Origin of the sequence: Flavisolibacter ginsenosidimutans (genome assembly GCF_007970805.1) — a bacterium.
Lineage (GTDB): Bacteria > Bacteroidota > Bacteroidia > Chitinophagales > Chitinophagaceae > Flavisolibacter > Flavisolibacter ginsenosidimutans.
Window position 1 is genome coordinate 4,750,951 of the sequence record NZ_CP042433.1, and the last position, 24,740, is coordinate 4,775,690.

At 47.3% G+C, this 24,740-nt stretch carries 18 protein-coding genes; 6 read left to right on the top strand and 12 right to left on the bottom strand.

Annotated elements, in window-relative coordinates:
- Nucleotides 1-2: 2 nt before the first annotated feature.
- The 10 genes from FSB75_RS20205 to FSB75_RS20250 all read right to left on the bottom strand — a co-directional run bounded on the left by FSB75_RS20205 (nucleotide 3) and on the right by FSB75_RS20250 (nucleotide 16,953).
- A complete protein-coding gene (locus FSB75_RS20205) occupies nucleotides 3-1,664 on the bottom strand; it encodes a glucoamylase family protein (protein WP_227990675.1) in 1,662 nt (553 codons plus the stop codon).
- A 7-nt stretch (nucleotides 1,665-1,671) separates the two neighbouring features.
- A complete protein-coding gene (locus FSB75_RS20210) occupies nucleotides 1,672-3,126 on the bottom strand; it encodes a glycoside hydrolase family 30 protein (protein ID WP_146791170.1) in 1,455 nt (484 codons plus the stop codon).
- Between the two features lie 24 nt (nucleotides 3,127-3,150).
- The gene (locus tag FSB75_RS20215; protein WP_146791172.1) at nucleotides 3,151-4,596 is read right to left on the bottom strand and encodes a glycoside hydrolase family 30 protein; all 1,446 of its coding nucleotides are present in this window, start codon (nucleotides 4,594-4,596) and stop codon (nucleotides 3,151-3,153) included.
- Between the two features lie 12 nt (nucleotides 4,597-4,608).
- Nucleotides 4,609-7,929, bottom strand: a complete 3,321-nt coding sequence (locus FSB75_RS20220; protein WP_146791174.1) for a VCBS repeat-containing protein — start codon at nucleotides 7,927-7,929, stop codon at nucleotides 4,609-4,611.
- Between the two features lie 2 nt (nucleotides 7,930-7,931).
- Nucleotides 7,932-9,200, bottom strand: coding sequence for a multiheme c-type cytochrome (locus tag FSB75_RS20225; RefSeq protein WP_146791176.1), 1,269 nt, complete (start codon nucleotides 9,198-9,200; stop codon nucleotides 7,932-7,934).
- Between the two features lie 110 nt (nucleotides 9,201-9,310).
- Nucleotides 9,311-10,141, bottom strand: a complete 831-nt coding sequence (locus tag FSB75_RS20230; protein ID WP_146791178.1) for a LamG domain-containing protein — start codon at nucleotides 10,139-10,141, stop codon at nucleotides 9,311-9,313.
- A gap of 24 nt (nucleotides 10,142-10,165) precedes the next feature.
- Nucleotides 10,166-11,740, bottom strand: coding sequence for a RagB/SusD family nutrient uptake outer membrane protein (locus tag FSB75_RS20235; protein WP_146791180.1), 1,575 nt, complete (start codon nucleotides 11,738-11,740; stop codon nucleotides 10,166-10,168).
- 19 nt (nucleotides 11,741-11,759) lie between these two features.
- A complete protein-coding gene (locus FSB75_RS20240; RefSeq protein ID WP_146791182.1) occupies nucleotides 11,760-15,170 on the bottom strand; it encodes a SusC/RagA family TonB-linked outer membrane protein in 3,411 nt (1,136 codons plus the stop codon).
- A 95-nt stretch (nucleotides 15,171-15,265) separates the two neighbouring features.
- Nucleotides 15,266-16,321: a FecR family protein gene (locus FSB75_RS20245; RefSeq protein WP_146791184.1), complete on the bottom strand. Its 1,056-nt coding sequence runs from the start codon at nucleotides 16,319-16,321 to the stop codon at nucleotides 15,266-15,268.
- Nucleotides 16,322-16,386: 65 nt separating this feature from the next.
- On the bottom strand, nucleotides 16,387-16,953 hold the full coding sequence (locus FSB75_RS20250; RefSeq protein ID WP_146791186.1) for an RNA polymerase sigma-70 factor: 567 nt from the start codon (nucleotides 16,951-16,953) through the stop codon (nucleotides 16,387-16,389).
- Nucleotides 16,954-17,061: 108 nt separating this feature from the next.
- Between FSB75_RS20250 and FSB75_RS20255 the strand changes: the two genes are divergently transcribed.
- The 6 genes from FSB75_RS20255 (at nucleotide 17,062) to FSB75_RS20280 (ending at nucleotide 22,657) form a co-directional block, all read left to right on the top strand.
- Nucleotides 17,062-17,973 carry a purine-nucleoside phosphorylase gene (locus tag FSB75_RS20255; RefSeq protein WP_317130402.1) on the top strand — a complete coding sequence of 304 codons (912 nt, stop codon included), beginning with the start codon at nucleotides 17,062-17,064 and terminating at the stop codon, nucleotides 17,971-17,973.
- A gap of 10 nt (nucleotides 17,974-17,983) precedes the next feature.
- Nucleotides 17,984-20,053, top strand: a complete 2,070-nt coding sequence (locus FSB75_RS20260) for a putative porin (protein WP_146791188.1) — start codon at nucleotides 17,984-17,986, stop codon at nucleotides 20,051-20,053.
- 160 nt (nucleotides 20,054-20,213) lie between these two features.
- Nucleotides 20,214-20,600 carry an HYC_CC_PP family protein gene (locus FSB75_RS20265; protein ID WP_146791190.1) on the top strand — a complete coding sequence of 129 codons (387 nt, stop codon included), beginning with the start codon at nucleotides 20,214-20,216 and terminating at the stop codon, nucleotides 20,598-20,600.
- Between the two features lie 79 nt (nucleotides 20,601-20,679).
- On the top strand, nucleotides 20,680-21,153 hold the full coding sequence (locus tag FSB75_RS20270) for a cation transporter (protein WP_194162066.1): 474 nt from the start codon (nucleotides 20,680-20,682) through the stop codon (nucleotides 21,151-21,153).
- 95 nt (nucleotides 21,154-21,248) lie between these two features.
- Nucleotides 21,249-21,791, top strand: a complete 543-nt coding sequence (locus FSB75_RS20275) for a heavy-metal-associated domain-containing protein (RefSeq protein ID WP_172623241.1) — start codon at nucleotides 21,249-21,251, stop codon at nucleotides 21,789-21,791.
- 35 nt (nucleotides 21,792-21,826) lie between these two features.
- Nucleotides 21,827-22,657, top strand: coding sequence for a hypothetical protein (locus tag FSB75_RS20280; RefSeq protein WP_146791194.1), 831 nt, complete (start codon nucleotides 21,827-21,829; stop codon nucleotides 22,655-22,657).
- On the opposite strand, the gene FSB75_RS20285 is transcribed toward FSB75_RS20280, so the two are convergent.
- Complete coding sequence (locus FSB75_RS20285; protein WP_146791196.1) at nucleotides 22,654-23,421, bottom strand: transporter; 768 nt, start codon at nucleotides 23,419-23,421, stop codon at nucleotides 22,654-22,656. The two genes, FSB75_RS20280 and FSB75_RS20285, sit on opposite strands and share 4 nt — an antisense overlap.
- A 79-nt stretch (nucleotides 23,422-23,500) precedes the next feature.
- On the bottom strand, nucleotides 23,501-24,697 hold the full coding sequence (locus FSB75_RS20290; protein ID WP_146791198.1) for a hypothetical protein: 1,197 nt from the start codon (nucleotides 24,695-24,697) through the stop codon (nucleotides 23,501-23,503).
- Nucleotides 24,698-24,740 lie beyond the last annotated feature (43 nt).

Genomic DNA, 24,740 nt, shown 5'->3' on the forward strand with positions numbered 1-24,740 from the left:
GCTTATAAATAAGGGCTTTGAAATCCTAAGTTCTTCATTCCTGTTTTTACTTCCGGACAACTCATGAACAAATTCCAAAGCAGCCCACTTCGATAGTTTTCTATCATTACTACGATGGGCCCTTCGTCAATGGCTAAATACGAATCGGCAAACCACGGTTGGTTCAAATTGAAAGCGTCTTTAAAACCGTAATTGCTCCACAACTTGTCGCCTAATTTGTAATAGAAAAATTTCAAGGCCTTCATGCTTTCCGTTTGCGTGTAGGGAAAGGATGAAAGCGCTGCTGTTGGTGCTATTACGCCAACGTCGTTGGTTGGTGAAGAAGCGGTGTAACCGTTTGCAATGTCGCTGGCCGTTAATCCCCAAACCTGGTCGCTGTAACCGTACCAGCCTTTTGGATTTGCTTTGCAGTATTCGTAATTGATTTTTGTGTGGTTGATTGTTTGCGTTTGATAATTGGCATACGCATCGGTTAAGCCAAATGGATTGATGCCAAGAAAGGAATAATGCTCGAAGAAAAGCGGACCGCCTTTGTCGGGTCCGAGCGGCAGAACGTAATTGTAAAAACTGTTGCCGTTCTTCATACCGCCGTTGCTTGCCCAGCCGTTGTCGTAAACAATTTTCGGAACGGAATAAGTAGGCGAAGAAGCCGCAAGCACATAGGTGATCAAGGCTTCGTTCCATCCTTTGATTTGCACGTTCATGTCCCACGCATAATTTGGACTCCAATGCCAGTACAAAACGGCCTGATTGTTCTGCCGAAACCAATTCCATTCAACGCCTTGCCAGATTGAGTTGACGTCTGCACGCAAACTTGTTTCGGCGGCATCGCTTCCATTAAAATATTGCCGTGCGCACAACAAGCCTTGCATCAAGAAGCTTGTTTCCACCAAGTCTGCGCCGTCGTCTTTTGCACTGAAGGGAATCACTGCGCCCGTTGTTCCGTTGAGCCAATGCGGAAAGGCACCGTGAAATTTTTGAGCGGTATTTTTTAAAAACGATACGATGGTTTGCAGTCTCGTTAAGCCTTGTGTTCTTGTAATGAAACCGCGTTGAATGCCCACCAAAATCGCCATCAACCCAAAGCCTGAGCCGCCCGATGTTACTGTTTCTCCCGATGTATTTCTTTCTCTTGCCAGGCCGCTAACCGGGTGCGCAAAATCCCAGAAGTATTTGAAGGTTTGCTGCTGCGTCAATTGTACCAAAGCGGAATCGCTGATGATCGAGAACTTATCGCTTGAATCAATACCGGTCGTAAAACCGAACGAGCTTGCGTTGTTCAACGTGCCGCCGGCCGTTGATTTAAGACTTGTACCAACGGTTATTTGGTACTTCGTTAAAGCTGTCAACGGTGCTGAAGGTTGAAGCTGGATCGTGCTGTCGGCGGCTATGTACGCAATGGTGTAATTCACAGCCAACGCATTTGCCGCGGTAAAATTTATTGCCGGTGCAACGGTGTTTCGGTCAACCTTGTTGTCAAACGCCAACCGGATAATTGGCGAAAGCCGGACACCGGTTTGCAAAGCGCCGGCCGACTGTCCGTCAACGCTTGCGGCAACCAGTATTATTGGCTGCGGCGGTGTAACCGGCGGCGGCTTATCGCTTCCTTTTTTACAAGAAGCAAGGCATAGCAGCAAGACAAAACATACGGCGTTTCGCATCATTTAGGATTTATTCAATCACAAGGGTTTGAATGGAATGTGGTAAACTCGTGGCATCAACAGCTTGGCTGCCGATGAAAAGTTTGTAGGCAAAACGTTGTGGCGTTTCGTTCAGCACAACAACCGCAATGCTGCCATCTTCGTTGCGAAAAGCCGTTGTTTGCAACTGTGCACGGTTTGATGAGCTGATGATGCGTTTTGCGTTGGGGCGAATGAACTTTGAAAAATGGCCGATGTAGTAATATGAGTTCATGTAATGCAAACTGCCGTCGCTTTTCGAATGAATGGGCGCAAAGCAGAAATTGCCAACGTGATTGGGGCCACCGGTTTCATCCAATAAAATGTTCCAGTCCGTCCAGGCAACGGCGCCGTTGTTTAAATCATGCAAAATATTTTCTCCATAGGTTTCGCCCCACTTCCATTGGCTCATCGTTTGCCAACTAAAAGGGTAGAGGCAGGCTTCGGTCAACATCAGGTTTTTATCAGGAAAACTTTCTTTTACTCTTTTTACATTTTCGTATTGGTGGCCGCCGTTCCAGACTTCGTACCAGTGAAAGCCGATGCCCCAAACGTATTTGGCTGCAGCCGCATCGTTTAAGATAGTGGAAGCGCGGTGATAAAGCAGGTCGCGGTTGTGGTCCCAGGCAATGAGCTTTTTGCTTTGCAAACCGTTCTTTAAAAGCGTTGGCCCCAAATGATTTTTAATGAAGTCTCTTTCGTCTTCAGCCGTGTAAATACACGATTCCCAGGTTTGCGTCGCCATCGGTTCGTTCTGCACCGTTAAGCCCCAAATTGGGATGCCTTTTTGTTCGTATGCCTTGATAAATTTTACGTAGTAATTCGCCCAAGCATCAGCGTAATCTTCTTTCAGTTTTCCGCCGTGGAGCATGTCGTTGTTTGTCTTCATCCAGGCCGGCGGGCTCCACGGGCTTACAAACAAGCGCAGCTTGTTGCCGCTTGACTGCATCGCTTTTTTGATCAGCGGCATCTTGAATTTTTCATCGTGCGAAAGATTAAACGAAGAAAGATTTTTGTCGCCGTCTTTTACATAAGTGTAGGTGTCGCTTGAAAAATCGCAACTGTTGATGTTCGTTCTTGCAAACGTGTAACCAATGCCTTTGTCGGTGTTGTAGTAGGCATCGAGTATTTCCTGTTGTTTGGCAGCGGGAAGCTTGGCAAAAGTTTCGGCCGCAGCATCAGTTAAAGCGCCGCCCATTCCCAAAAAAGTTTGAAAGCTGTGCGAAGGATCAACAAAAATGCTTGGTTGCGTTTCCAGCGGTTGCACGGCAGGAGAGAAGCTTGCCGTTGCCGTTTGCGAAAGGCGGTAATTTGTGCTGTCGGCGGTAGTGTACACTACAACTTTCTTGTTCGCCGTTGTGAAAATTGTTTTCTGCTGCGCAAGAACGCAAACGGAAAAACACATCGTCAGTAGCGCCGTCAATCCGTAACAAAAATTTTTTTTCATATTGATCTGTTTAGGCGTTGAAGATTACCAAACATAAGTGGCTACGCTGCCCGCGGGCAAGTTTGCCGCAGCCCATTTCCCGTTCATTTTTATGTTGAAGGCAACGTTGCTGCTTCCGTCGTTCAGCGCAATTAAAACCTTGTTTCCCTGTGGCGTTAGAAAAGCTACGTTTGATAAACCCGCATTCACCGTGCTGCTGATGCGTACGGAACCTGCGGGAACAAATTTGGATGCGTGTGCAATGATGTAATAACCCACGTTGCGGCTAACGTTGGTGCCATTGATCGTTAAAGCTCCTTTGCATTCGGTGCAGCCGCCCGGCGTGTGCGGTTCGTAAGTTGGGCTATTGGCAAGATTCCATTCCAAGGCTGTTTTACTCCAGTTGCGCACGGTGCCGATCACAACGTTCCTGACGTGCCATTTTAAATCACCGTCAAAGCTTCCGTTTGCACCGGTCCATTGCTCAGTGAAATAAACATTTTTCGAAGGATATTGATCGTGTACCGTTGACAACGCAGACACATCACCGGCATACAAATGAAAAGCCGAACCGTCAATGTATTGCCTTGCACCGGCATCGGCTAAAACCGTTAGCGGGTAATCAGGACGATCACAATTGTGGTCGTAAACAATAATTTTTGTTGTGAGTCCTGCGGCTTGAAAAGCTGGCCCTAACGCGGTTCTGATAAAGTCTGCCTGTTGTGTCGCCGTCATTACCATGCTTGGATTGTTGCCGCCATGCAGCGGCTCGTTTTGCGGTGTAATGGCGTCAACAGTAATGCCTCGCTTCTTCATTTCCTGGATGTATTTCACCAAATAATTTGCGTACGCTGTATAATACTGCGGTAACAGGCTTCCGCCTTTTGAAGCCCCGTTGTCTTTCATCCAAACGGGTGCACTCCACGGTGAGCCAAGAATTTTTATGGCAGGATTAATGGCGAGAATTTGTTTCAGCAAGGGTAACAGGTCAACCGTATCCTGGCCCAACGAAAATTTTGAAAGAGAAGGATCGGTTTGCCCTGCAGGCAAATCATCGTAGCTGTACACCGATGCATTCAAATCTGAAGCGCCGATGCTCACACGCAGATAACTAATGCTGATTGCCGTTTCATCTTTCCCAAAGAGTTCCTGCAACAAAGCAGCTTTAGTAGATGAGGGCAAAGCATTGATAAGTATGGCGCTGCCGCCGGTTAAGGTATAGCCAAAACCGTCCACGGTTTGATAGGTTTGCGTGCTGTCTATTTCGATTGAAGCATTTGTATTCGCCGGCGAAGAAAAAGATAGCTCGTTGCTTTGCTTTTGCAACAGAACCGTTGCATCGGCCTTTGTAAACCAGGATGAAATTTTTACCGGCGTTGTGCTTGTTGTTCCCGAATTTGTTGGCGATGGGCCGCTTTTGTTCTTTGTACAATTCATTTGTGCCGAAATAAGAACGGTAAGCAAAAGCAAGGGTGTAATGGGTTTCGTCATGGTTCTGTTGTTTCAGGGTTTTGTTTGCTTAAAAAATTGAAGCCGGTCGTTGTTGCGGGCAAGCACCAGCAGCTTGTTTCCGCCCGTTGTGCGCAACCATTTTGCGTCCCTAACTTCTCCCTTCACATTGGGCATGATTGCGTTCACTTGCCAAGCAATCTTACCCGAATAAGAAAATGCCGTTGGTTGCAAGGCATCGTAGCGGCCTTCGTACGGAGTGACGCCGTAAAAATTTCCCGCCGCTAAAAAAGCATTTCGTTCCGGTTGCAAGGCGGCGAAACTCATCACCGGCGCAAGCTGCAATTCTTCGGGCAAATCCACTCGGTTAAAAGCACCTTTGCCGTCGTTTATAAAACAAGACGAACTTAAGGTTTCGGCTTCCAGCTCGGTATAATCTTTAAACAGATCGAAGAAAACATAATCAACCGTTTTGCCCGCCACCTCGCTGTACGTGAGGTAATGTTTTTTCAATACCGGCATGGCCCGTTCCAGCTCGTCTTTCACCAAAAAGGTATAATCTTTTTTGCCGGCTGAATAACACAAAATTTGATCCACTGAACCGTTGTTGTCAAAGTCTTTTACAAACAGTTTGCAAGGGCCGTCTTTGCCCGCCCAAAGTTTTGTGTTGTGTCCCCAATTGCCGGCCAGCAAATCGGGATAACCATCGCCGTTTACATCCGCCGTGTAAAGCGATTGCCACAAACCTGTTGACTGCGGCACGTTGCTTTCGGCGAAGTGCCCGTTGTTGTTCAAATAAATTTTCACCGGCATCCATTCACCGGTTACCACCAAATCATTCCACCCGTCTTTGTTGATGTCGGTAAAGGTTGCGCTTGTAACAATGCCGATGTTCTTTAAAGCAATTGTGCTTTCCGACGCTACGGTAAAATTGCCTTTGCCGTCATTCAATAAAAGATATGATGACTGCGGAATACCGTATGCTTTAGGATCGGCCAGTGTTCCAATGAAAAGATCTTCATCGCCGTCGTGGTCAACATCGGCAACGGCCACGCAACTTTTATTTTTAGCAAGGTTACCCAATGCGCCGTCGCTTTTTGTGAAATGTCCTGCGCCGTCATTCAAATACAAACGGTCGAGCAATTGCGGCGAGCCGTCATCGTAACGATTGCCGCCGCTGACAACGTACAGGTCTAATTTTTTATCGCCGTTGGCATCAAAGAAAACAGCGTCCACGTCTTCGCTGGCCGCATCTTTTGCAAAGAGTGCCGTGTCTTGTTGCACAAAGGCACCGTTTGATTGCTGAATAAACAAAGCTCCCGCTTGTCCCGCCGCACCACAAGCATAAAAATCGTCTAAGCCATCGCCGTTCACGTCGCCTACGGCAAGCTTCGGTCCGCGTGTTGACTCTGCATGAGGAATTAAATATTGAACGTTGTAATCGAGAAAGTCATCTTCTTTGTGTTGCCAGTTTAGGTTTGTCGTTTGCTCTTCGAAAAGCGGTTGCGTTGCTGGGAAGAAATCGTTGTAACGAAAGTTTCCGCCGGCATCACTTTGCTTTACCGTTAACTGTTGGTTGGCTTTGATGTTTTTTAAAACCTGGTACGATTGACCGGGCCAAACAACAAGCAAGCTGTCAACGGTTGAAAGAGAATCGAGACCAAAGTGCAGCCGCGTATCGGATGACGATTGAAACCCTCTTGTCAACATCAGCTCCTGGTATTGCATCTTGCCTTTTTGAAAAAGATAAGCCTTTGCGCCGATGCCGAAATTGTTTCCGTCTTTGCCTTTAAACGATAGCGATAAATAATTTTTTTTCGGAGATGTGTTCTTTAAAATAACCGCCGGTGCGTTGATGCAGTTGATCACCAGGTCAAGGTTGCCGTCGTTGTCCAAATCAGCATAAGCAGCGCCGTTGTAAAATCCTTTCATGTTGCCGGTTCCCCAGTCTTCGCTTACGTCTTTAAAATCTATTTTGCCGCTGCCTTTGTATAAATAGGGATGCGATGAACCGTCGGGCATGGCGTCAATCGCGGTTTGATCGAACTTGTCCGTTCTGTCCATTCCCTTGGTTTTTAAGTCGGATGCAAAGCGGATGTAATCCAGGTCTACCGGGCGTTTGACAATACCGCTTGAAATAAAAAGGTCTTTGTTGCCGTCGTTGTCAAAGTCGGCAAACAAAGGCGCCCAACTCCAATCCGTTGCGGCCACACCGCTTTGCAAAGCGGTTTCGCTAAAGCTTATACCGTTGCCGTTGTTGCGTTGCAAACAATTTTTCGAATACTGATTTTGGTAACCGTTGTACTGAAGCTTTTGCTTGTACACATCGGCGTTTTCATCGCTGCCGTACGTCTTTAAAATCTTTTCATCCGGCGGCAGCATGTCAACGGTGACAATGTCAGGTTGGCCGTCGTTGTTGTAATCGGCAACGTCGTTGCCCATGCTGAAACGGCTGTAATGATTAAAGTGTGCCGCGCCGTCTTCTTTAAATTTTCCGTTGCCCTGATTGACGTAATAATAATCGTTTTCGTGAAAATCATTGCCCACGTAAACATCGTCCCAGCCGTCGTTGTTCATGTCGCTGACGGCAAGTCCAAGACCGTAGCCAAGATTGCTTTGATAAATTCCTGCCTGCGCCGAAACATCGGTGAATTTGTGCGCCGGTGTATTCAAATCATTGCGGTAAAGCCGGTCACCCGACAACGAATCATAAATGCGGCGGCGGCTCGTATCAACAACGTTAGCGTGTGGATGGTGGGACTGATTAACGATGAAGCAATCAAGATCACCATCATGGTCATAATCAAAGAAAACACTTTGCGAGGTGAAGCACGAAGCATCCAAACCGTAAGCCGCACTGCTTTCGGTAAAGGTGTTGTTTTTGTTGTTGATGTAAAGTTCGTTGTGGCCTTGTAAGCCGTAGCGGCCACTGACGGATGAAACGTAAATGTCCAACCAGCCGTCGCCGTTTACATCGGCCATTGTTACGCCGCTGCACCAGTCGGAAAGCCCCGCCACGCCTGCTTTTGCGGTGATGTCTTCAAACTGAAAATTGCCCTTGTTAAGATAAAGTTTGTTGGCGCCTTTTGTATTCGCCGTGAAATAAATATCGGGTAAGCCGTCGTTGTTGATGTCGCCAACGGACACGCCGCCGCCGTTGTAAAAATAGAGGTAATACAAAATGCTGAAACGCGAACGCTCGGGTAAATTGTTTTGAAAATTGACACCTGTTTTGGAAGCGGGCAAACTTTCGAAGAGCGTTTGTTTGTGTTGGCAGGATGCAAGAAAGAGAAGGGAAAGAAAGAAGCAAATAATATTTTGAATGAATCGTTGCGTGCAAAGTTTTTCTGTCTTCAAGTGTACCGATGTCTTCATTTTTAGCGAATTTCTTTGGCGTTTAAATTGCCCTTTGCTCTTGTTGCTTTCAAAAGGTGTTTAACCTTATCGGTTTCTTTCGGGTAAATTTTTATCCAGTGTGTGCGCATAAAAACCGGCGTGGGTTGTTGTGCGCCTTGCAGGTAAACGGCAATGGATCGCGAAGCTTGTTTGGGCATGTGGCAATCAATACAATTTTGGGTGATAGCCGTGCCGATGGTGTCCGTCAGTTTGCAAAGTTTCTGATGCCCGCTGCTGTGACAAGTTTGACAGCGTTGCGAAAACAAAGCGATTTTATCTTTCTCGTTCTCGTGTGCGTTGTGGCAACTGTTACAGGTCAATTGACTGAGTTGAAAACATTTGCTGGCCGATAAAAGTCCTGCCTGATTTCCGTGCACGTCAATGTTCGTTGCGTCCATAAAATTTTTGTTCGGCGCAAAAAAGCCTGCGATAGAATCACCCACCTGAAAAGAAAACGACGCCGCTGTTTTTTGCAGTCGGCCGCCGTGGCACAAAGAGCAAAGATCAAGGTTCTGCTGCCTCGATAATTTCGCCGGATTCACAATAAATTTTGCTTCGGTTGCTTTCGGGTTTTGCGTTTGAAAAGCCACGTGTTTGGCCGCTGGCCCGTGACATCTTTCGCAATCAATACCGTAGATGATTTTTGTCTTGTCAAATTCTTCCACTTGTGGAGATATGCTTTTCACCTGCTGAACAAAGGTTGTGTGGCACTCCAGACAGCGTGAGGTTATCGGCCTGTCAAAAGCAGCGTTGTGCGGGGGATAACCCGGACTGTTGCTCCATTGTGCCGCAGCCGTAAAATAAGTAATCGGCAGTTGCGTAAAACGATTGCCGTTAATGTTGATGTAGCTCTGTCCTTTTCGCCCTGAGCCTACAACCATATCCATTCGTTCGGTTTTCTGCACTTGCCCGTTTGCGTATTCGGTTTGATAGAAGGCGCTGTCTTTGCGTTGCATCACAACCGTTGCTCCGTTGTCGAAAACGTATTGATTTTTGCCGTCTTCAAACGATCCTAAAATTCTTTCCGCAGAAGCTTTTGACGTGGACGAATAATGTTCGGTATGTAAATGTTTTTCATAAATATCGTGGTGGCAAGATGCGCAAGATGCGGAGCCGGCGAAGGCCGTAAAATCAACCACAGGTGTAAAGGTTATTGGCTTATTCTCGTCAACACTTGTGCAGTTTGTTAACAGCATGATGACGAAAATAATGAGGCCGGTAACAAGTTGTATTCGTGAAATGCGTTTCACTCGCCCCGATTGGTTTTTACGTAAACAACGAAAGAAAAAGATGATAAAGGAAAGGGCTGACACGCTTTGTTTGTGCAGCCCTTTGCCTTGTGCGAAACCCGGTTTTCCACTTATTGTTTGTTGGCGTATAGCGAGGCCATTTCGGCTGCGGTTAATGCTTTGCCGTAAAGTCTCACCTGGTCAATGGCGCCGGCAAAACCGGCCATCCACGTATTGTTTGCGTAAGTGTCCACCACGCCGGCCGCTTCCTGGTAACCACCCAAAATCACCTGCGATGAATTTTCAAAAGCGATGGTCTGTCCTGTCTTTTGGTCAAACTGTGCGCCGTCGCGATAGACTGTGCCCGTGCCGGTTGTAGCGTCGTAAGTAAAGCCAACCTGGTGCCATTGCCCGTCGTACATTTTGGGCCAGGCCTTGGTGAAATTATAGCCGGCAAAATTCCAATTGTCGCCGTTGTTTGGCGCACCAAAATGAATTTTCAAATCCATTGAATCGCTTGGGCTTTTCGCGTTGTTGTCGGCATAAAAAGTGGCGTTGCCCCAAAAGTTTTTGGAATTGGCGAAAGCCAGAATGCCTACCGCGTGACTGTTGTCTTTCTTCGATAGCGGGATGTTCATCCAAAACGAAATGGTAAAGCTGCTCGACGCGCCGAAATCATTGGCAGAAGGAAAAGAAACATAACCATTTTTCGAACCGTCGAATTGAACGGCCTGTCCTCTCACGCCTTGCACAAACGATACGTTGTGATCTACGCCAAAGTTGGCGCGGATGCTGTCAACACTCCGTCCATCCATTGCCGCATAAAATTTAAGCGGGCCACCAGGCGGGTTGGTATCTGCGGGATAATCGCCCATCACAGGCCTGTCAAGTTTCTTGCAACTGCCGGCCACAAACAACAACAGCACCGCAACGCCTGATAGCTTCAAAAAATTCTTTTTCATTTCACGTGTTTTTAAATTGATTGATTACCATTCCGGGTTTTGCTTTAATACACCGCCGGACAGGTCAATTGCTTTTTGCGGAATGGGGTAGTAGCGTGCACGGTTAACATAGCCCAATGGTCCCAGAACGCTCACGGCATCGCCCCAGCGAACAAGGTCGTAAAAGCGGTAGCCTTCCATGGCAAACTCCCACCGCCGCTCGTTTTTAATTGCTGTTCGCATTTGTGCCTGGTTCACAAACGGGATGGGCGCAACAACGGTACGGCTGGGTCCAATATTGCCGCTCGCACGGTTGCGAATGAGTTCAAGATTTTTTGCGGCCGTTGCACCGTCGCCTGTTTCGTTGGCGGCTTCGGCCAGCATCAGAATCACATCGGCATAACGCAAAATGCGGTGATTGATCCAGCGTGCCGCGCCACTGTTGTTGATATAGCCTGTGGACAGGCGAATGGCCGGATCGTTACCCGTGTAGAGCTTTTTGTTCCAATATTTTTGTGCCAGGCCACCCGTTCCCGATGGATTGGAATAAGCAGGAATGGTTGCGCCAAATCCACCCAGGGCCGTTCCGCCGTCCGACTGGCCGGAGTACAAAATGGTTTTGCTTTTCCGCGGGTCGTCGGCGGGCCAATCGGCAACCAATTTATCCGTTGGCGTGTTCCATCCCCAGCCTAAGTTCCATTCTACCGAAGCGCCGTTTCTGCGTATCTGTTGCGAAGTGCCAAAGTCAGAGCCGTAGTCCACCGAACCGTTGGAGGCAGCCCCGGGCCCGTCGTAAGCTTGCATTTCCCAAATGGATTCAGGCCCGTTCTCGCCGGCATCTCGCCAGATGTCTGAAAACTCCGGTACCAGTGAATACTGTTTTGAATTGATAACAGTATTGCACATGGCAATAACCTGCGCCCAGTTTTGCCGGAACAAATAAGTTTGCGCCCACAAGGTGTAGGCAGCACCTTTGGTTAAACGGCCGGGATAATTGCCGCCGTACTCGCTATTGGTAAGCGGGAGGTTTGCAGCGGCCACCTGCAAGTTTGAATCAATAAAGGCGTAAAGCGCCGTCACTGTTGATTTGGGCACCACGCCGTCCGAAGCCTTGCGGATGGGAAAGTTGATGAGGGGAACTTCGCCGTAAGCCTTCACCAATTCAAAATAAGAATAAGCCCGGAAGAAGCAAACCTCGCCAACGTTCCGGATAGAGCCTGCATCGCTAAGCTTTAGCGAATCCGCAATATGCAGGGCATCGTTTGTGGCGTTGATCATGGTGTAATGATCGTTCCAATATGTATTCGGCGCCCAGTCGTCTTTCGAATATTGGTAAGTATCAAACTCCGTTATGATTTCGCGTCCGTCGTTGTCGTCGCTTCCCTTTTGCGCATCGTCGTCACGAATGCTGTGGAAGTCGAGCCAGGGAAGAAGCGAAAAGCCGGCCAGGGTACGCAGGTTAGAGTACATGCCAAAAACTTTGCTCTCCAACGCTCCTTGGTTTAAGTCCGACAGGGTCGCCTGCAAGGGTTTGCGGTCAAGAAATTTTTTACAACCCATCACCGCCAGCAACGGCAACGCTGCCAGTAAACTCCAGTAAATGATTTTGTTCTTTTTCATGTTTGCGATGATTAAAAAGTTAGAAGGTTACGTTTAAGCCGACGCTGGTCACTCGCGGAATGGCGCCGCCGGCATTGTCGTATCCAAAGGCAGTAGCATCGCCGCCAAATTCCGGTGTGTATCCGTAATTGTTTTTCCAGGTCTTCAGGTTTTGTACGTTCACATACAATCGCAGGTTGTTAATCTTGTAACGTGATAACAACGCGTTGCCGAAGCTATAACCAAGCTGCAGGTTGCGAATGCGGAAGTAGCTGCCGTCTTCAATGTTATAGGTTGAGCCATTGTAATTAAAACGGTCGCCCTGGCTTACTAAGGGAACGAAGTTGGATGTTCCCGGACCGCTCCACGCACCAACCTGGAAGGCAGCGTAATTCACCCGCTGGAAAGGCGATTCAAGCGAACCCCAGGTGCGGAAGATTTGATTGCCGTAAACGCCGTTCACGTCCGCACTTAAACTAAAGCCCTTGTAATTCAAATTCACTGTACCACCGTAAGTAAACTTTGGTGTCGGATTACCGATAACCGTGCGGTCATCAGCCGTTATCACGCCGTCGCCGTTCACATCTTTAAATTTAAAATCGCCGGGACGATAAGCGCCAAGGGCGGCTGCGGAAGGTGATTTTAAGATGTCGGCATAACTTTGATAAACACCTTCTACCACGTAACCGTAGAACGAGCCAATGGGATAGCCAATTGTCGTGCGGCTCTCGGCACTGCCGTTGTTTTGGAAAGCACGGATCAGGTAACTGGTCGGCAATTCATCACTAAGACTGAGAACTTTATTTTTCAGGAAGGTGATGTTGCCCGATACATTAATAGAAAAGTCACGCGACAAAGACTGATTCCAAGAGGCTGAGATTTCCTCGCCCCAGTTGCGGATGCTGCCACCGTTGGTAAGTTTGGGCTTTAATCCAAGACCGCGTTCAAAATAGGTCATCAGGTCGTTGGTAGTTTTATTAAAGTAATTCGCTTCTACGTGCAAATGGTTTTTGAACGCAGCAAACTCGACGCCGACTTCCTGACCGTTTACTGTTTCCCATTTCAGGTCGGGATTGTACTCGTAGTTTTCTTCGGCCGCCTTGTAAATATTCGACCCAAAAACGGCAACGGTCGTAGAACTAAGCGTTGGATAAAAAGGATAGTTTAACGCACCGCCGCCCAGGATATAAGCCGATTGGTTGCCTAATTTTCCAACAGAACCTTTCAACTTCAGGAAGTCGAAAAATTTTACGTTGTTCATAAAATCTTCCTTCGAGATTTCCCAGGCGCCGCCAAAGGCCCAGAAGGTTTGGTAACGGTTTTTGGCTGGAATACGCGAAGAGCCGTCGTCGCGGAAAGAAGCGTTAAAGAAGTATTTGTTTTTGTAATTGTACAAGGCCCTCGCCAAGTATGAAACTGTGGTGTTTTCAGACTGGCTTGAAGAGGCGGAACTTTTGGATTGGTCAACAAAGGTGTTGCTTAAATACCAAAACCGCGGATCGTCCGGAATGGGCAATAAGCCTTGTGTGGCGCTTCCGTTGCGGTTGAAGTTGCCAAAATAATAGGTCGTAAAACCGCCCGTTGCAGTAAGATTGTGAGCACCAAAGCTGTTCTTGTAGGTGAGCACATGATCTTGCTGAAACTTGCGGTAGGTTTGGTCAGATTCGCCAACGCTTGTTTTTTGCGTTACCTGTTCTGGTTTGTTTGTACGCGGGTTGTAGCCGTAATACAAAGGCGTATAAGTGCGGGAGTTCACCGTGCTCATGTCGGCATAAAGTGTTGACCGTGCCGTAAAGTATTTGAGGAAGGTAACTTCGCCAAATACGCTTCCTACCGAGCGCCATTCATAGCTCTGTGTTTTGTCCCACTCATTCTCCAGCCGCACCAGTGGGTTGATGACGCCCGAACTTTGCAAGCCTACGTCGAGTAAAGAATAGAGGTCTTGGGTTACCTGAGCACCGCTATATAAGTCTGTCACGGTATAGTTTCTCGTTCCCGATGAAACCAGCGGTATTACCTTGCGGGCTGCGTCTAAAACCCAAGTCGCGTCGTAGGGATTTTTTTGCCGTGAACCGTTGAAGTTAATGCCCACCTTCACGGCTTTGCTTACTTTAAATTCATCGCCAAAGGACACCAGCCAGCGTTGTAACTCTTCGCGGCGAATGATGCCCTGATCCAGCACGTAGCTTACGCCAAGGTTAAAGCGGTTGCGATCGGTAGTGCCGTTTACGCTTAGACTTGTGTTACTGAATTTGCCAGTACGTGTTACCGCATCAATCCAGTCGGTGTTTGCATCAAGGCCCGTATAATCGAAAGGCGTTGTTGTGCCGTTGTTGGCTCGTTCCTGTGCAAACAAGGTTTTGAACTGATCGGCGTTTGCAAGCTGAATTTTATCTACCAGTTTTTTTGTGCCGTAACTCGTATTTAAGCTAACGATGGTTTGCCCCGCTCTTGCTTTTTTGGTGGTAATGGCAATGACACCCGTTGCGCCGCGAACGCCGAAGATGGCCAGTGAAGAAGGATCTTTCAACACTTCAATGGATTCAATATCGTTCGGGTTGAGGTAATTGATGTTGTCCTGGAAGATGCCGTCCACAACGTATAAAGGATGTACTTGTCCAATGCTCACCGTACCGCGAATACGAATGTCGGGCTCCTGCCCCGGCGTGCCGCTGTTTACTACTGAAAGACCGGCTACTTTGCCCTGCAGTGACGCAACAGGGTTTGCATTGGGTTTGTCGGCAACTTCTTTCCCTGAAATTTTTACAATCGAACCGGTAAGGTCTCTGCGGCTGGCCGTGCCGTAGCCAATTACTACTACTTCCGACAAAGCGTTCTGTCCCGCTACAAGCGAAACGTTAACCGTTGTGCGTCCGCGAATGGGCACCTCTTGCGATTGATAGCCTACATAAGAAAAAACAAGCGTTGTTGTGGCATCGGGAACAGACAGGCTAAAGTCTCCGGCTGCGTCGGTTTGCGTGCCAACAGAAGTACCTTTTGCCGTTACCGATACGCCGGGGAGCGGCTCACCGTTTTGCCCCGTTACTTTCCCGGTAATGCGAATGTCCTTTACTTCGATGCGTTCGCCGCCGGCGGCGCTTTTCAGCACAATTAATTTGTTGTCGAGAATTTGATAACCGATGCCTTTACCGTTGAGAACGAGCGTCAGTACCGCGGGCACTTCTTCGTTTACCACAGAAACGTTTACTTTTTTGTCGTCCACCAATGCCTGGTTGTATAAAAAGCGGTAACTGGTTTGCTTCTGAATTTCTTTAAGCACTTTTTTCAAGTCGGCGTCTTTCAGGTTTAGCGAAACCTTGTCCTGCGTAAAACCTGCTGCAGAAAGATGCAGGCACCAAAGCAGAAGAAAAGCGCCGGTCAGTTTCATCACCCTTCCAATTTGTAGTAAGTTAGGATTTTTAAGCCTGGCCGTTTTTCTGATTTTTTTCATAATGCATAATTAGAAATGAACACGAGGGTTTGCAGTGTGCACGGCTGGCGCCGTGGTGTTGATTTCAGGAAGAGTTGGTTTTCATGCGCAATCGTTTAGCGGGTTATGGTGATGTATTTTCCTTTTTCGGTGAATGAAAAACTGAACGCAATTTGCAAAGCGTTCAGGGCCTGTTCGATGCTTTCGTTTTCAAAAGGACCGCCGCCGACGTGAAGTTGTGCCAAGCCCTCGTCCTTGATTTCAATAACCACATTATACCAGCGCTCCATTTTGCGGGCCACTTCTTCAAGGCTCTCGTCGTGAAAGACCAATTTGTTTTCCACCCAGGATGTTTCGGCAAGGAGGCTGTCGTTCACACGGGTGAGTTCTTTTAGCACCACAATGGGTTGAACAGTTTGCTCCTTCTTTTTTCCTTCGGGCAGGCGGTTGGATACGATTAATTTTTCGTTGGGCTTTAAAATGATGGATTCGCCGGGGCGCTTGTCAAGAGTAATTTCTACGCGTCCGCGAATAAGGCTTGTTTCAGTGGTTTGTTCGTTCGGATAAGATTTTACATTAAAAGCCGTGCCCAGCACTTTTATGTGAACGCCGTTCGCATGAATCAGGAAGGGCAACGAACTTTTCTTTACTTCAAAAAAAGCTTCGCCGGTAAGTGTGGTGTTGCGGTTTGAGCTGCCGAAATCGGGTTCGTAAGTCAGTCTGCTTCCTGCGTTTAGCCACACCACCGAACTGTCGGGCAAAACCAATTTGGTACGGGCACCTTGCCGGGTATAGATTTCTGCTTTTTGTGCCAGCGGTTTGGACTTGTTTGTTCCGTTGTTTTTTAGCGCAAACCAAGCGAACGCAATCAACAAAACACCGGTAACAGAAACCATTATCCAAGACAATCTTTTGGGCCGTTTACGCTGCTTTTGCGGTGTTGCGGCATTGCCTTTGTGTGTTTGCAGTTTTTGCAGGTGTTGCTGAAAGGCTTCTTCGGCTTCGCCGTTTTTCTCACCGTCGTTGAGGGTCCACAAATCGGCAATGTGCTGGGCTGGAAACGTTAGTTCGGGGTGGGCTTTAACAAGGCTTTCCAGTTCCGCCATTTCAGCTGCAGAGGCTTCGCCCGAAAGTTTTTTCGCAAGTAAGTTCCAAAAATGGTTTTGGTTCATGCAAGCACCGTGTACCCGAAAGGACAATAAAAATGTGCCGCACCCCCAAAGCCGTATAAAATTTTTTACGAAAGAAAGATTTGTTGCTGCAGCGATACCGATTCGCCCAGTTTGCGCAAGGCAATGGCCATTTGGTTTTCGACGGTCTTTACCGAGAGGTTAAGCAGTTCGGCCACTTCTTTGTACCGGAGGCCGTCTTCTTTTACGAGCTTAAAAATAAGCCGGCATTTGGGCGGCAGGCTTTGTACTGCGGCACAAATGCGCCGGAACATTTCGGCGGTAATGAGAATTTGCTCGGGATTGTACGAGAGGCAGGTGAATTCGGTCTTTACATCATCAAGCGAAAAAACTTGTGTTCGTTTTTGCCTTGCCAAATAATTGAGCGAAACGTTTTTGGTGCTGATGTACAGGTAAAGATGGAAATTGGAAATACGCGGCAATGTGGTGCGCAACGACCAAATGTTTACAAACACGTCCGATACCGCTTCTTCGGATGATTGCTTGCTGTGGGTAATGGCATAGGAAAAAGAAAGCAGGCGGGGATGATAATAAAGAAACAATTTTTTGTAGGCATTGCCGTCCTCGTTCAAGGCAATGCGGTTAACCAGTTCTTGGAGTGCAGCAATCGTCATAGCATAAAAGCAATCAACCAAATCTATGAAGAATTTAGGAACCGAAGAGCAGATGAACAAGGAACATCGAAGGAAGAAGCAGGCGAGCCTGTACCGGCAAACTTTCCTTTGTCATTCATCATTCTTTCTTCGTCGTTCGTCATTTTCAACATTATGACTTCTGAAACGCCAACAACAACGGCGGCGGTTATCTTTGCCGCAATGAGTACCATGGAAAAATTAAAAGAAGCCGCAAACTTTTTGCAGCAATACAATACAAGCGGCGCAAAAACCGGCGTTGTTCTGGGCAGTGGCCTTGGCGATTTTGTCAAAGAGATTCAAGTAAAAAACGAAATTCCCTACGAAGACATTCCGCATTTCCCGGTATCAACCGTAGAAGGTCATCACGGCAAATTAATCTTCGGAACCATTGGCGGTAAACCCCTCGTGGCCATGGCCGGACGTTTTCATTTTTACGAAGGTTATTCACCCGAAGACGTTGTGTTTCCCATTCGTGTGATGAAATTTCTGGGCATTGAGACTTTGCTTATTTCAAACGCTGCCGGCGGTGTAGGCGAAGGCTTTAAAGTGGGCGATTTGATGATCATCAACGACCACATCTCCTTTGCTATTCAAAACCCTTTGTTGGGTGCAAACGACAACAATCTTGGGCCCCGTTTTACTGACATGAGCGAGCCTTATAAAAAAGACCTCATCGCGAAAGCAAAAACAATTGCGCAAAGACTCAGCATTGATTTAAAGGAAGGTGTTTATTTTGGCGTTACCGGCCCCACGTTTGAAACCCGTGCCGAATACAAGCTCATTCATCTTTTGGGTGCGCACGCCGTGGGTATGAGTACGGTGCAGGAAGTCATTGCGGCTGTTCATGCCGGCATGAAGGTATTTGCCATAAGTGTGATTACCGACATCGGCATCCGCGAAGAAGAAAATACCATCACGCACCAGGAAGTGCTGCAGGCCGCTGCCGAAGCCGCACCAAAACTCTCGGCCATTTTTCGCGAACTGATCGTTAGCCTTTAATTTTTGTTTGTTGAAGCCTGCGCCGTTTCATAAAATCTTTCTTTGTTTTCTTCTTTGCTTCATTGGCGAAAGATTGTTTGCGCAACAGCCTGTCATTCGCTTGCCGGGACAAATGCGGTTGCCAACCAACCGTACATACGACACGGCCTCTCGCGCAAACAGAACGGGAAAGGATACCGCGGCCGTGAGCGGTGTGGAGCGGCGCGATTACAGCGATGACAGCTTGCACGTGCAAGTGTATTATTTGGGTGCGGTAAAGCCGGTAAGCTTTGATACGTCCATCCGCGATTTTACCACGCGGTTCCCCATTCCAGCCACACACATTTATTTGGGCAACGACGGTTCGGCTACAAAATCGCTCCTGTTTTTTACGCCGCAGCGTATTGGTTTCGATCCGGGCTTTCACACACATGATGTTTACAAATTCAAATTAGAAAACGCTCGGTTTTACAACACGCCAAAGCCTTATACCGAGTTGGGCTACATGTTGGGCGGAGGCCAGGAGCAAATCATTGACATTCTTCACACGCAAAACATCAAACCCTATTGGAATGTAAGTTTTCAGTACCGCTTGCTGAGCGCACCGGGCATTTTCCGCAACCAAAAAAACTATCATTCAAATTACCAGATTGCTTCGTGGTACCAATCGCCGCACAAGCGGTACAACAATTATTTTGTGCTGCTGGGCAACAAGATTCAGGCAGGACAAAACGGCGGCATCTTAGCCGACAAAGATTATTTGGACGATCCTATTTACCAACGCAGCCGCGCCGTTATTCCCACACACATCGGCGGTCAAACCGCTTTTGCGCAATCGCCGTTTTCATCGGTTGTCAACACGGCGCAGAAAGAAAAAGAATTTAATTTTTTGTTGCGCCAGCAATATGACCTGGGCCGAAAAGACTCCATCGTAACCGATTCGACGGTAGTACCGCTTTTTTACCCGCGTCTTCGCTTCGAGCATTCGCTTCGCTTCGGGAAATACACGTATTGGTACCAGGACATTCCTTCGTCAACCAACGTACCTGACTCGGCTTATTACCACGATTTTTACGGCATCGTTATGAAGAAACCCGGCGACTCCGTTTTCCTGCAAGACCAGTGGCGGGAGTGGAGCAATGACTTTTCGATTTACCAGTTTCCGGATGCAAACAATTTGCAGCAATACATCAAGCTTGGTGCGGAATTGCAATTGCTGAAAGGCACGTTGAAAGCATCAAGCCCTTCGCTCTACAACATCATTGCCCACGGCGAATACCGCAACCGCACGAAGAACCAGAAATGGGACATCAACGCTTTTGGACGCTTGTACACGGCGGGTTTCAACAGCGGCGATTACCACGCTTTCATCAGCCTGCAACGTTTGCTGAGCCAGCAACTTGGTACGCTGCAAATTGGTTTTGAAAACATCAACCGTTCGCCGTCCTTTATTTACGACAAGCGCAGCTCTTTTTATTTGGATAGCGCAAAGGCGTTCGGTAAAGAAAATACGCTGCACTTTTTTGCCCGCTATTTTATTCCGAAGTTGAATGTGCAGTTGAACGGCGATTATTATTTTGTGAGCAATTACCTCTATTTAAATGGCTACAAAACATTGCAACAGGAAAATGCCGTGTTTAACCTGCTGCGGGTAAGTGCCTTAAAAACCTTTAGAGTAAGCCGCAACTTAAACCTTCACAGCGAAGTGTACGTGCAACAAAAAGCCGGTGGCGCTGCCGTGAACGTGCCGGTGCTTTACACCCGCAACCGTCTGGCTTACGAAGGCCTCTTCTTCCGCAACCTTAATCTTTCGATGGGGCTGGAAATGCGGTACAACACCCCGTACAAAGCCGATAATTATTCGCCGGTGCTGGGGCAATTCTTTTACCAGGACACGCTTACCATCGGCAACCGTCCCGATCTTCATGCCTTTGTGCACCTGCGCATTCGCACCTTTAAAGCTTACTTACGTGTGGAGAATCTGAACACCGTAACCACTGTCGGCGGCTTTGGTTTTAATCACAACAATTTTGCCGCGCCGTATTATCCTTTGCCAGGTTTGTTCATTCGCTTCGGCATTTACTGGGCGTTTATAAACTAAGGCTATGAGTAATAGGTAATGAGCGGCCGCTTAACGTTGAAAATCTAACCGTCAAGAAAGACCTTAAGCATGACGCACTCATTACTCATTTGTTAATTCCTTACCGCTGACGGAAATCAGCGTTTGCTTCGGCTCAACTCTGTTTATATTTGGCATGCAAATGAAAAAGCTCGCCGCTTGCACGTTGTTCCTCGTTTACTTCACGGTCACTACCGGATTTATGGTTTCGGTGCATTATTGCATGGGCAAGCTTTCTTCGGTAGAATTGGGCTACACCGGCAAAACCGAATGCGGCAAATGCGGCATGAACCTGCAAAAAAGCCACGGCTGCTGTAAAGACGATGTGAAGCTGGTGAAGATGCAGGTTGACCACAATTTTGCAAAAACAATTACACCTGATTTTTCACTTGCCCTGTCTGCCTCCAATGCCTTTAACGACTACGGCGTTTGGCCGCAAAATTTAATCAGCGCAGATCATCCCTTTGCTCACGGGCCGCCGCTAAATAAACAAGACACTTACCTCCGCAACCGCGTTTTCAGGCTATAGAAAGATTCTCCCTCTGCACGTTTATCCGAATGCGCCTGCATTCACTTAAATCATTTCTATACACGCAAAAATTTTTAAAATGAAAACGCTTAAAGCATTCTTCTTCTCCTTTCTTCTTGTATCACTAACAACCGTTGCCTTCGCTCAAACAAAAACCGAAAAGCTCAACGTATCGGGCGAATGCAAGACCTGCAAAAAGAAAATTGAAACCGCCGCAAAAGCGGCCGGTGCTTCGTATGCCCTTTGGGACGTGAACAATAAAATTCTCACCGTTAAATACAACAGCACTTCCACCAACACTGCGAAGATTGAAAACGCGGTAGCCGCCGCCGGCTACGATACGCAAGACGTAAAGGCTTCGGATGCTGCTTACAACAAACTGGATGATTGTTGCAAGTACGACCGCGCTAACGCTTCGGCTGAAAAAGGTAGCTGCTGCGACGATGCCAAATGCAAAGAAGCCGCCTGCATGAAAGACGGCAAATGCACAAAAGACATGAGTTGCTGCAAAGAAGCCGGTTGCGACACAAAAGCCTGTTGCACAAAAGCCTAACAGCGGTTTATAAATTATCGTTGCTGCAAGCCACTTTGCCTGAAAATTTTCTCTGCAATCGGCTTGCAGCTTTTCTCACGCCAAATAATTTCCGTATGAAAAAGTTCTTTGCCGTGCTTTTGGTGTTTGCCTGTGCAAGCGCAAAAGCACAGATCAATAAAGTATCCCTGCAAGCCAGCGGCCTAACTTGTTCCATGTGTTCAAAGGCTGTAAAAAATGCCTTGGAAGCTGTTTCGTTTGTGGACAAAGTGCAGGTGGACATCAAGAACCAGCAATACAACCTTTCGTTTAAAGAAGGCAGTGTCGTTGACCTGGATGCGCTCAACAAAGCCGTGCAGGACGCTGGCTTTTCCGTGGCTTCACTGAAAGCCTCTGCCTTGGTTCATCAATTAAAAGTTGAAAAAGACGAGCATTTAAAAATTGGTGATGAAAACTTTCATTTTCTGAACGCAGCCGGCCAGACGCTTGACGGCGTGGTCAACTTTTCTGTTGTTGACAAAGGCTTTGTTTCGGCCAAAGAGTTTAAGAAATATGCAGCCATGACAAAGATGACCTGCGTGCAAACGGGCCATACGGCAAAGTGTTGTGCTTCGCCACAGGCATCCGTGAATTCGAGAATTTATCACGTGGTAATTTAAATCCAAAGCCCTCTTTGCGGAGGGCTTTTCTTTTTATGAAAAAGATATTTTTTTCCTTGTGCGTCTGGTTGTGCATATCCGCAAAGGCACAGGAACTTTATCCTTATGCCGAACCGGCGTCCAATATGCCGTCGCATTCAATCTCTCTAAAAAACACTTCAATTTTTCAACGCGACGATTATAGTAATCGCAACGTGCAACGGCACATGCCCGAACTGATGTTTGGCTTGAACAAAGATTGGATGCTTCACCTGAGCACAACGGTTTCAAACATGCACCAGCAGCAAATGATTTGGGAAGGAGCGAGGCTGTACGCGAAATACCGCTTTCTGGCAAACGATGATGTGCACGAGCATTTTCGCATGGCCACTTTTGCCGCCGCGGCCTTTAGCCGGAATCATTTGGACCATAACGAAATCAACATCAGTATGGGCGATCAGAGCGGTGTGCAGGCCGGGCTTATTGCCACGCAGCTTTGGAACAGGATTGCCCTTTCCGCAACGGGAAGTTGGAACGAAGTGCTGAACGATGAGCGGTGGAATAAAATGTATCCTGATAAATATGCCGTACACGCCGTGAATTACAGTTTATCCGCAGGCTATCTTCTGCTGCCTTTTGAATACAAGGATTACAACCAGACCAACGTCAATCTTTACGCAGAATTATTGGGCAGCCGAAACATTGCCTTTCGCGAAAAATATTACGTTGATTTTGCTCCTTCGGTGCAAGCCATCTTCAACAGTACGGCAAAGCTGAATCTCGGTTATCGCTTTCAGTTAAGCAGCGATATTGATCGTCTGGCAAAAAACAGTTGGATGATCAGCTTCGAATATATTTTTTTGAATGCGTTGAAGAAAAAGCATTAAGGTTTACACAAGGATAACCGAAACGAAAGACCGATGGCTACATAATTCTTTAGTGGCGAATCGCCCAGGCCAAAGCCGGACGACAAATCAATTTTTGTGTTGTGTGAAATGAAGTAAGCAAGGCCACCGTCAAGGTTGTGTTCCGCTACGTTATTTGCAAACGAACCAAAGGCTTCAACATAGGCATACCATTTTTCGCCAAGCGAAAAGCCCGGCGCGAAGGTGTAAAAGAAAGCCGTTGGTTCATCGCTTTTTTCCACGCCAAGATTATAACCGAGCGATATATTTTTTGTCAAAGAGTTTTGCAGCGACAATCGCGCCGCATACGAAGGTGTGCCGGAACGAAGTTGTTTGCTGGCAGCAAACGGCAAGCTGATGTGGGTAATTAAAGAAGCTTTTGGCCTTGCACCTTTTTCTTCAAACAGCCGAAGCTTTGTACCTACTTCAACGGGCTGCAACAAAGTATTGGTTTTGGTGGCGGGAATGTAAGGAAGGTACTCTGTTAACACAGTGGTCTCTAACCGCAGTTCGAAACGGTTTGAAAGACCGTATTTCAACAAAGAAGCAGGATGCACCAATTGCGAACGGCCAGCGCCGTATTTTTCGGCGCTCATTCCGAACTCTGCCTGAATGAATTTGCGGGGAACAAGAAAAGGCGTTTCGGTTTGGTCGGGCCGGTCGGTTTCAATTTCCTCCGTCATTTGTGCTGTTGCAGCAGCAGCTGCGTATAGAAGCAAAGCGAAAACAAAAAAGAAGGTTCGCATGAATTAGGCTTGTTTCAAATAAAATTTAGATAAACCTAAATTTTAAGCCGAAAGTACAAAGCCTGAAACGGCGTAAAAATTATTTTTCAAAAAGGCAGAAACTTCCGCCTACCCAACTTTTATCCTTGTTATAGCGAACGCCAATCATTTTGCCCTTGCTTAGTCTTGATAAATTTTGCGCAGCCATAAATTTTTTTTTGCCCGGCTCCCAAAAATAAAAAAGACGGATCTCGGCTTTGGCCGGACCGTCGGGTGTGGCAATCGCATCGGCGTATTTTACCTTTCGCTGAATGATCCAGTTTTCTTTATCAGTGATGTTTTCAATTTGTTCTTTGGTTACATCAATAATGACGCCTTGCCCGGCAAAAGAAAAGAGCGGTTTCACAACGTAGTTTCCCAAATCGTCCGGCAATTCTTTTACCTCGTTTAAAAACTTCGTGTACGGCACGTAAGGGTGATTGATGAAGGGCAGTGTAAATTTGCTCAGGCGGTAAAACCAGTTAGGATGCGGTACCCATGTTACGTTCAAATCTTGCAGCATCAGCTTTCCTTTTTCCTGCACTTCCGGTGATTGCTGAAAGAGGTCGTCAAAAATGAGGCGGTTGTAAATGCGTTCGATTTTTGTTTTCACGCCGTCGCGCAGGTAGTATAAATCTTTTCCTTCCTGAATCAAATCAGTCAGGCAAACGGCCTTTACACCCAGCAAATCTTCGGTGGCGCTGAAGTCAATCCGCGTTTTTTGGCCTTCCGGAAAAATTTCCAGCAGAATGACATTTTCAACAGGTGTATCACCAATGATGACTTTTTTCAAAAGCCCGATGTAAGTTTTCTTATCGTAGCCGTTGAGATACGAGCTGAAGCCGTCGGGACACCAGAAATGTTTTTCATAAATTTCCGGCAGCACCGCTTCCCATGCAAACAATGACGGGAAGCCTTGCATCTCTATCAACTGCGGTTCCAATTCACCGGCTTCATTTTGGCAAACACCAAAATCAAAAGCGATGCAGTGCGGATGGTCGTCTTGTCCGGGCACGTTCACGTTTGTCGGAATGGCTCGGTCGCTTTCGCGTCTGTACTCGTCTGTGTTCACTTCATTCAAGATGGCCTCGCAGGCATCAAGCATTTTTTGTGTGAAATCTTTTGGTACAAAAACCGGCGTTTCGGCCACGCGAAAATCCAATTGCCCGGGATACACATTGGCGAGGTCTTTAAGGTAGGCTTGGTAAGCTTCTTCAGTAAACCGTTGGTTGAACTGTTGGCGTATGGCGGGAATCATGCGGAAGAAAATTTCGGTCAAAATTAGTTAACAATGGTTTGCA

What these genes read in the sequence shown, in the direction of transcription:
- FSB75_RS20205 (WP_227990675.1), bottom strand. Translation starts at nt 1,664, where the DNA reads ATGATGCGAAACGCCGTATGTTTTGTCTTGCTGCTATGCCTTGCTTCT.
- FSB75_RS20210 (WP_146791170.1), bottom strand. Translation starts at nt 3,126, where the DNA reads ATGAAAAAAAATTTTTGTTACGGATTGACGGCGCTACTGACGATGTGT.
- FSB75_RS20215 (WP_146791172.1), bottom strand. Translation starts at nt 4,596, where the DNA reads ATGACGAAACCCATTACACCCTTGCTTTTGCTTACCGTTCTTATTTCG.
- FSB75_RS20220 (WP_146791174.1), bottom strand. Translation starts at nt 7,929, where the DNA reads ATGAAGACATCGGTACACTTGAAGACAGAAAAACTTTGCACGCAACGA.
- FSB75_RS20230 (WP_146791178.1), bottom strand. Translation starts at nt 10,141, where the DNA reads ATGAAAAAGAATTTTTTGAAGCTATCAGGCGTTGCGGTGCTGTTGTTG.
- FSB75_RS20235 (WP_146791180.1), bottom strand. Translation starts at nt 11,740, where the DNA reads ATGAAAAAGAACAAAATCATTTACTGGAGTTTACTGGCAGCGTTGCCG.
- FSB75_RS20240 (WP_146791182.1), bottom strand. Translation starts at nt 15,170, where the DNA reads ATGAAAAAAATCAGAAAAACGGCCAGGCTTAAAAATCCTAACTTACTA.
- FSB75_RS20245 (WP_146791184.1), bottom strand. Translation starts at nt 16,321, where the DNA reads ATGAACCAAAACCATTTTTGGAACTTACTTGCGAAAAAACTTTCGGGC.
- FSB75_RS20250 (WP_146791186.1), bottom strand. Translation starts at nt 16,953, where the DNA reads ATGACGATTGCTGCACTCCAAGAACTGGTTAACCGCATTGCCTTGAAC.
- FSB75_RS20265 (WP_146791190.1), top strand. Translation starts at nt 20,214, where the DNA reads ATGAAAAAGCTCGCCGCTTGCACGTTGTTCCTCGTTTACTTCACGGTC.
- FSB75_RS20270 (WP_194162066.1), top strand. Translation starts at nt 20,680, where the DNA reads ATGAAAACGCTTAAAGCATTCTTCTTCTCCTTTCTTCTTGTATCACTA.
- FSB75_RS20275 (WP_172623241.1), top strand. Translation starts at nt 21,249, where the DNA reads ATGAAAAAGTTCTTTGCCGTGCTTTTGGTGTTTGCCTGTGCAAGCGCA.
- FSB75_RS20280 (WP_146791194.1), top strand. Translation starts at nt 21,827, where the DNA reads ATGAAAAAGATATTTTTTTCCTTGTGCGTCTGGTTGTGCATATCCGCA.
- FSB75_RS20285 (WP_146791196.1), bottom strand. Translation starts at nt 23,421, where the DNA reads ATGCGAACCTTCTTTTTTGTTTTCGCTTTGCTTCTATACGCAGCTGCT.
- FSB75_RS20290 (WP_146791198.1), bottom strand. Translation starts at nt 24,697, where the DNA reads ATGATTCCCGCCATACGCCAACAGTTCAACCAACGGTTTACTGAAGAA.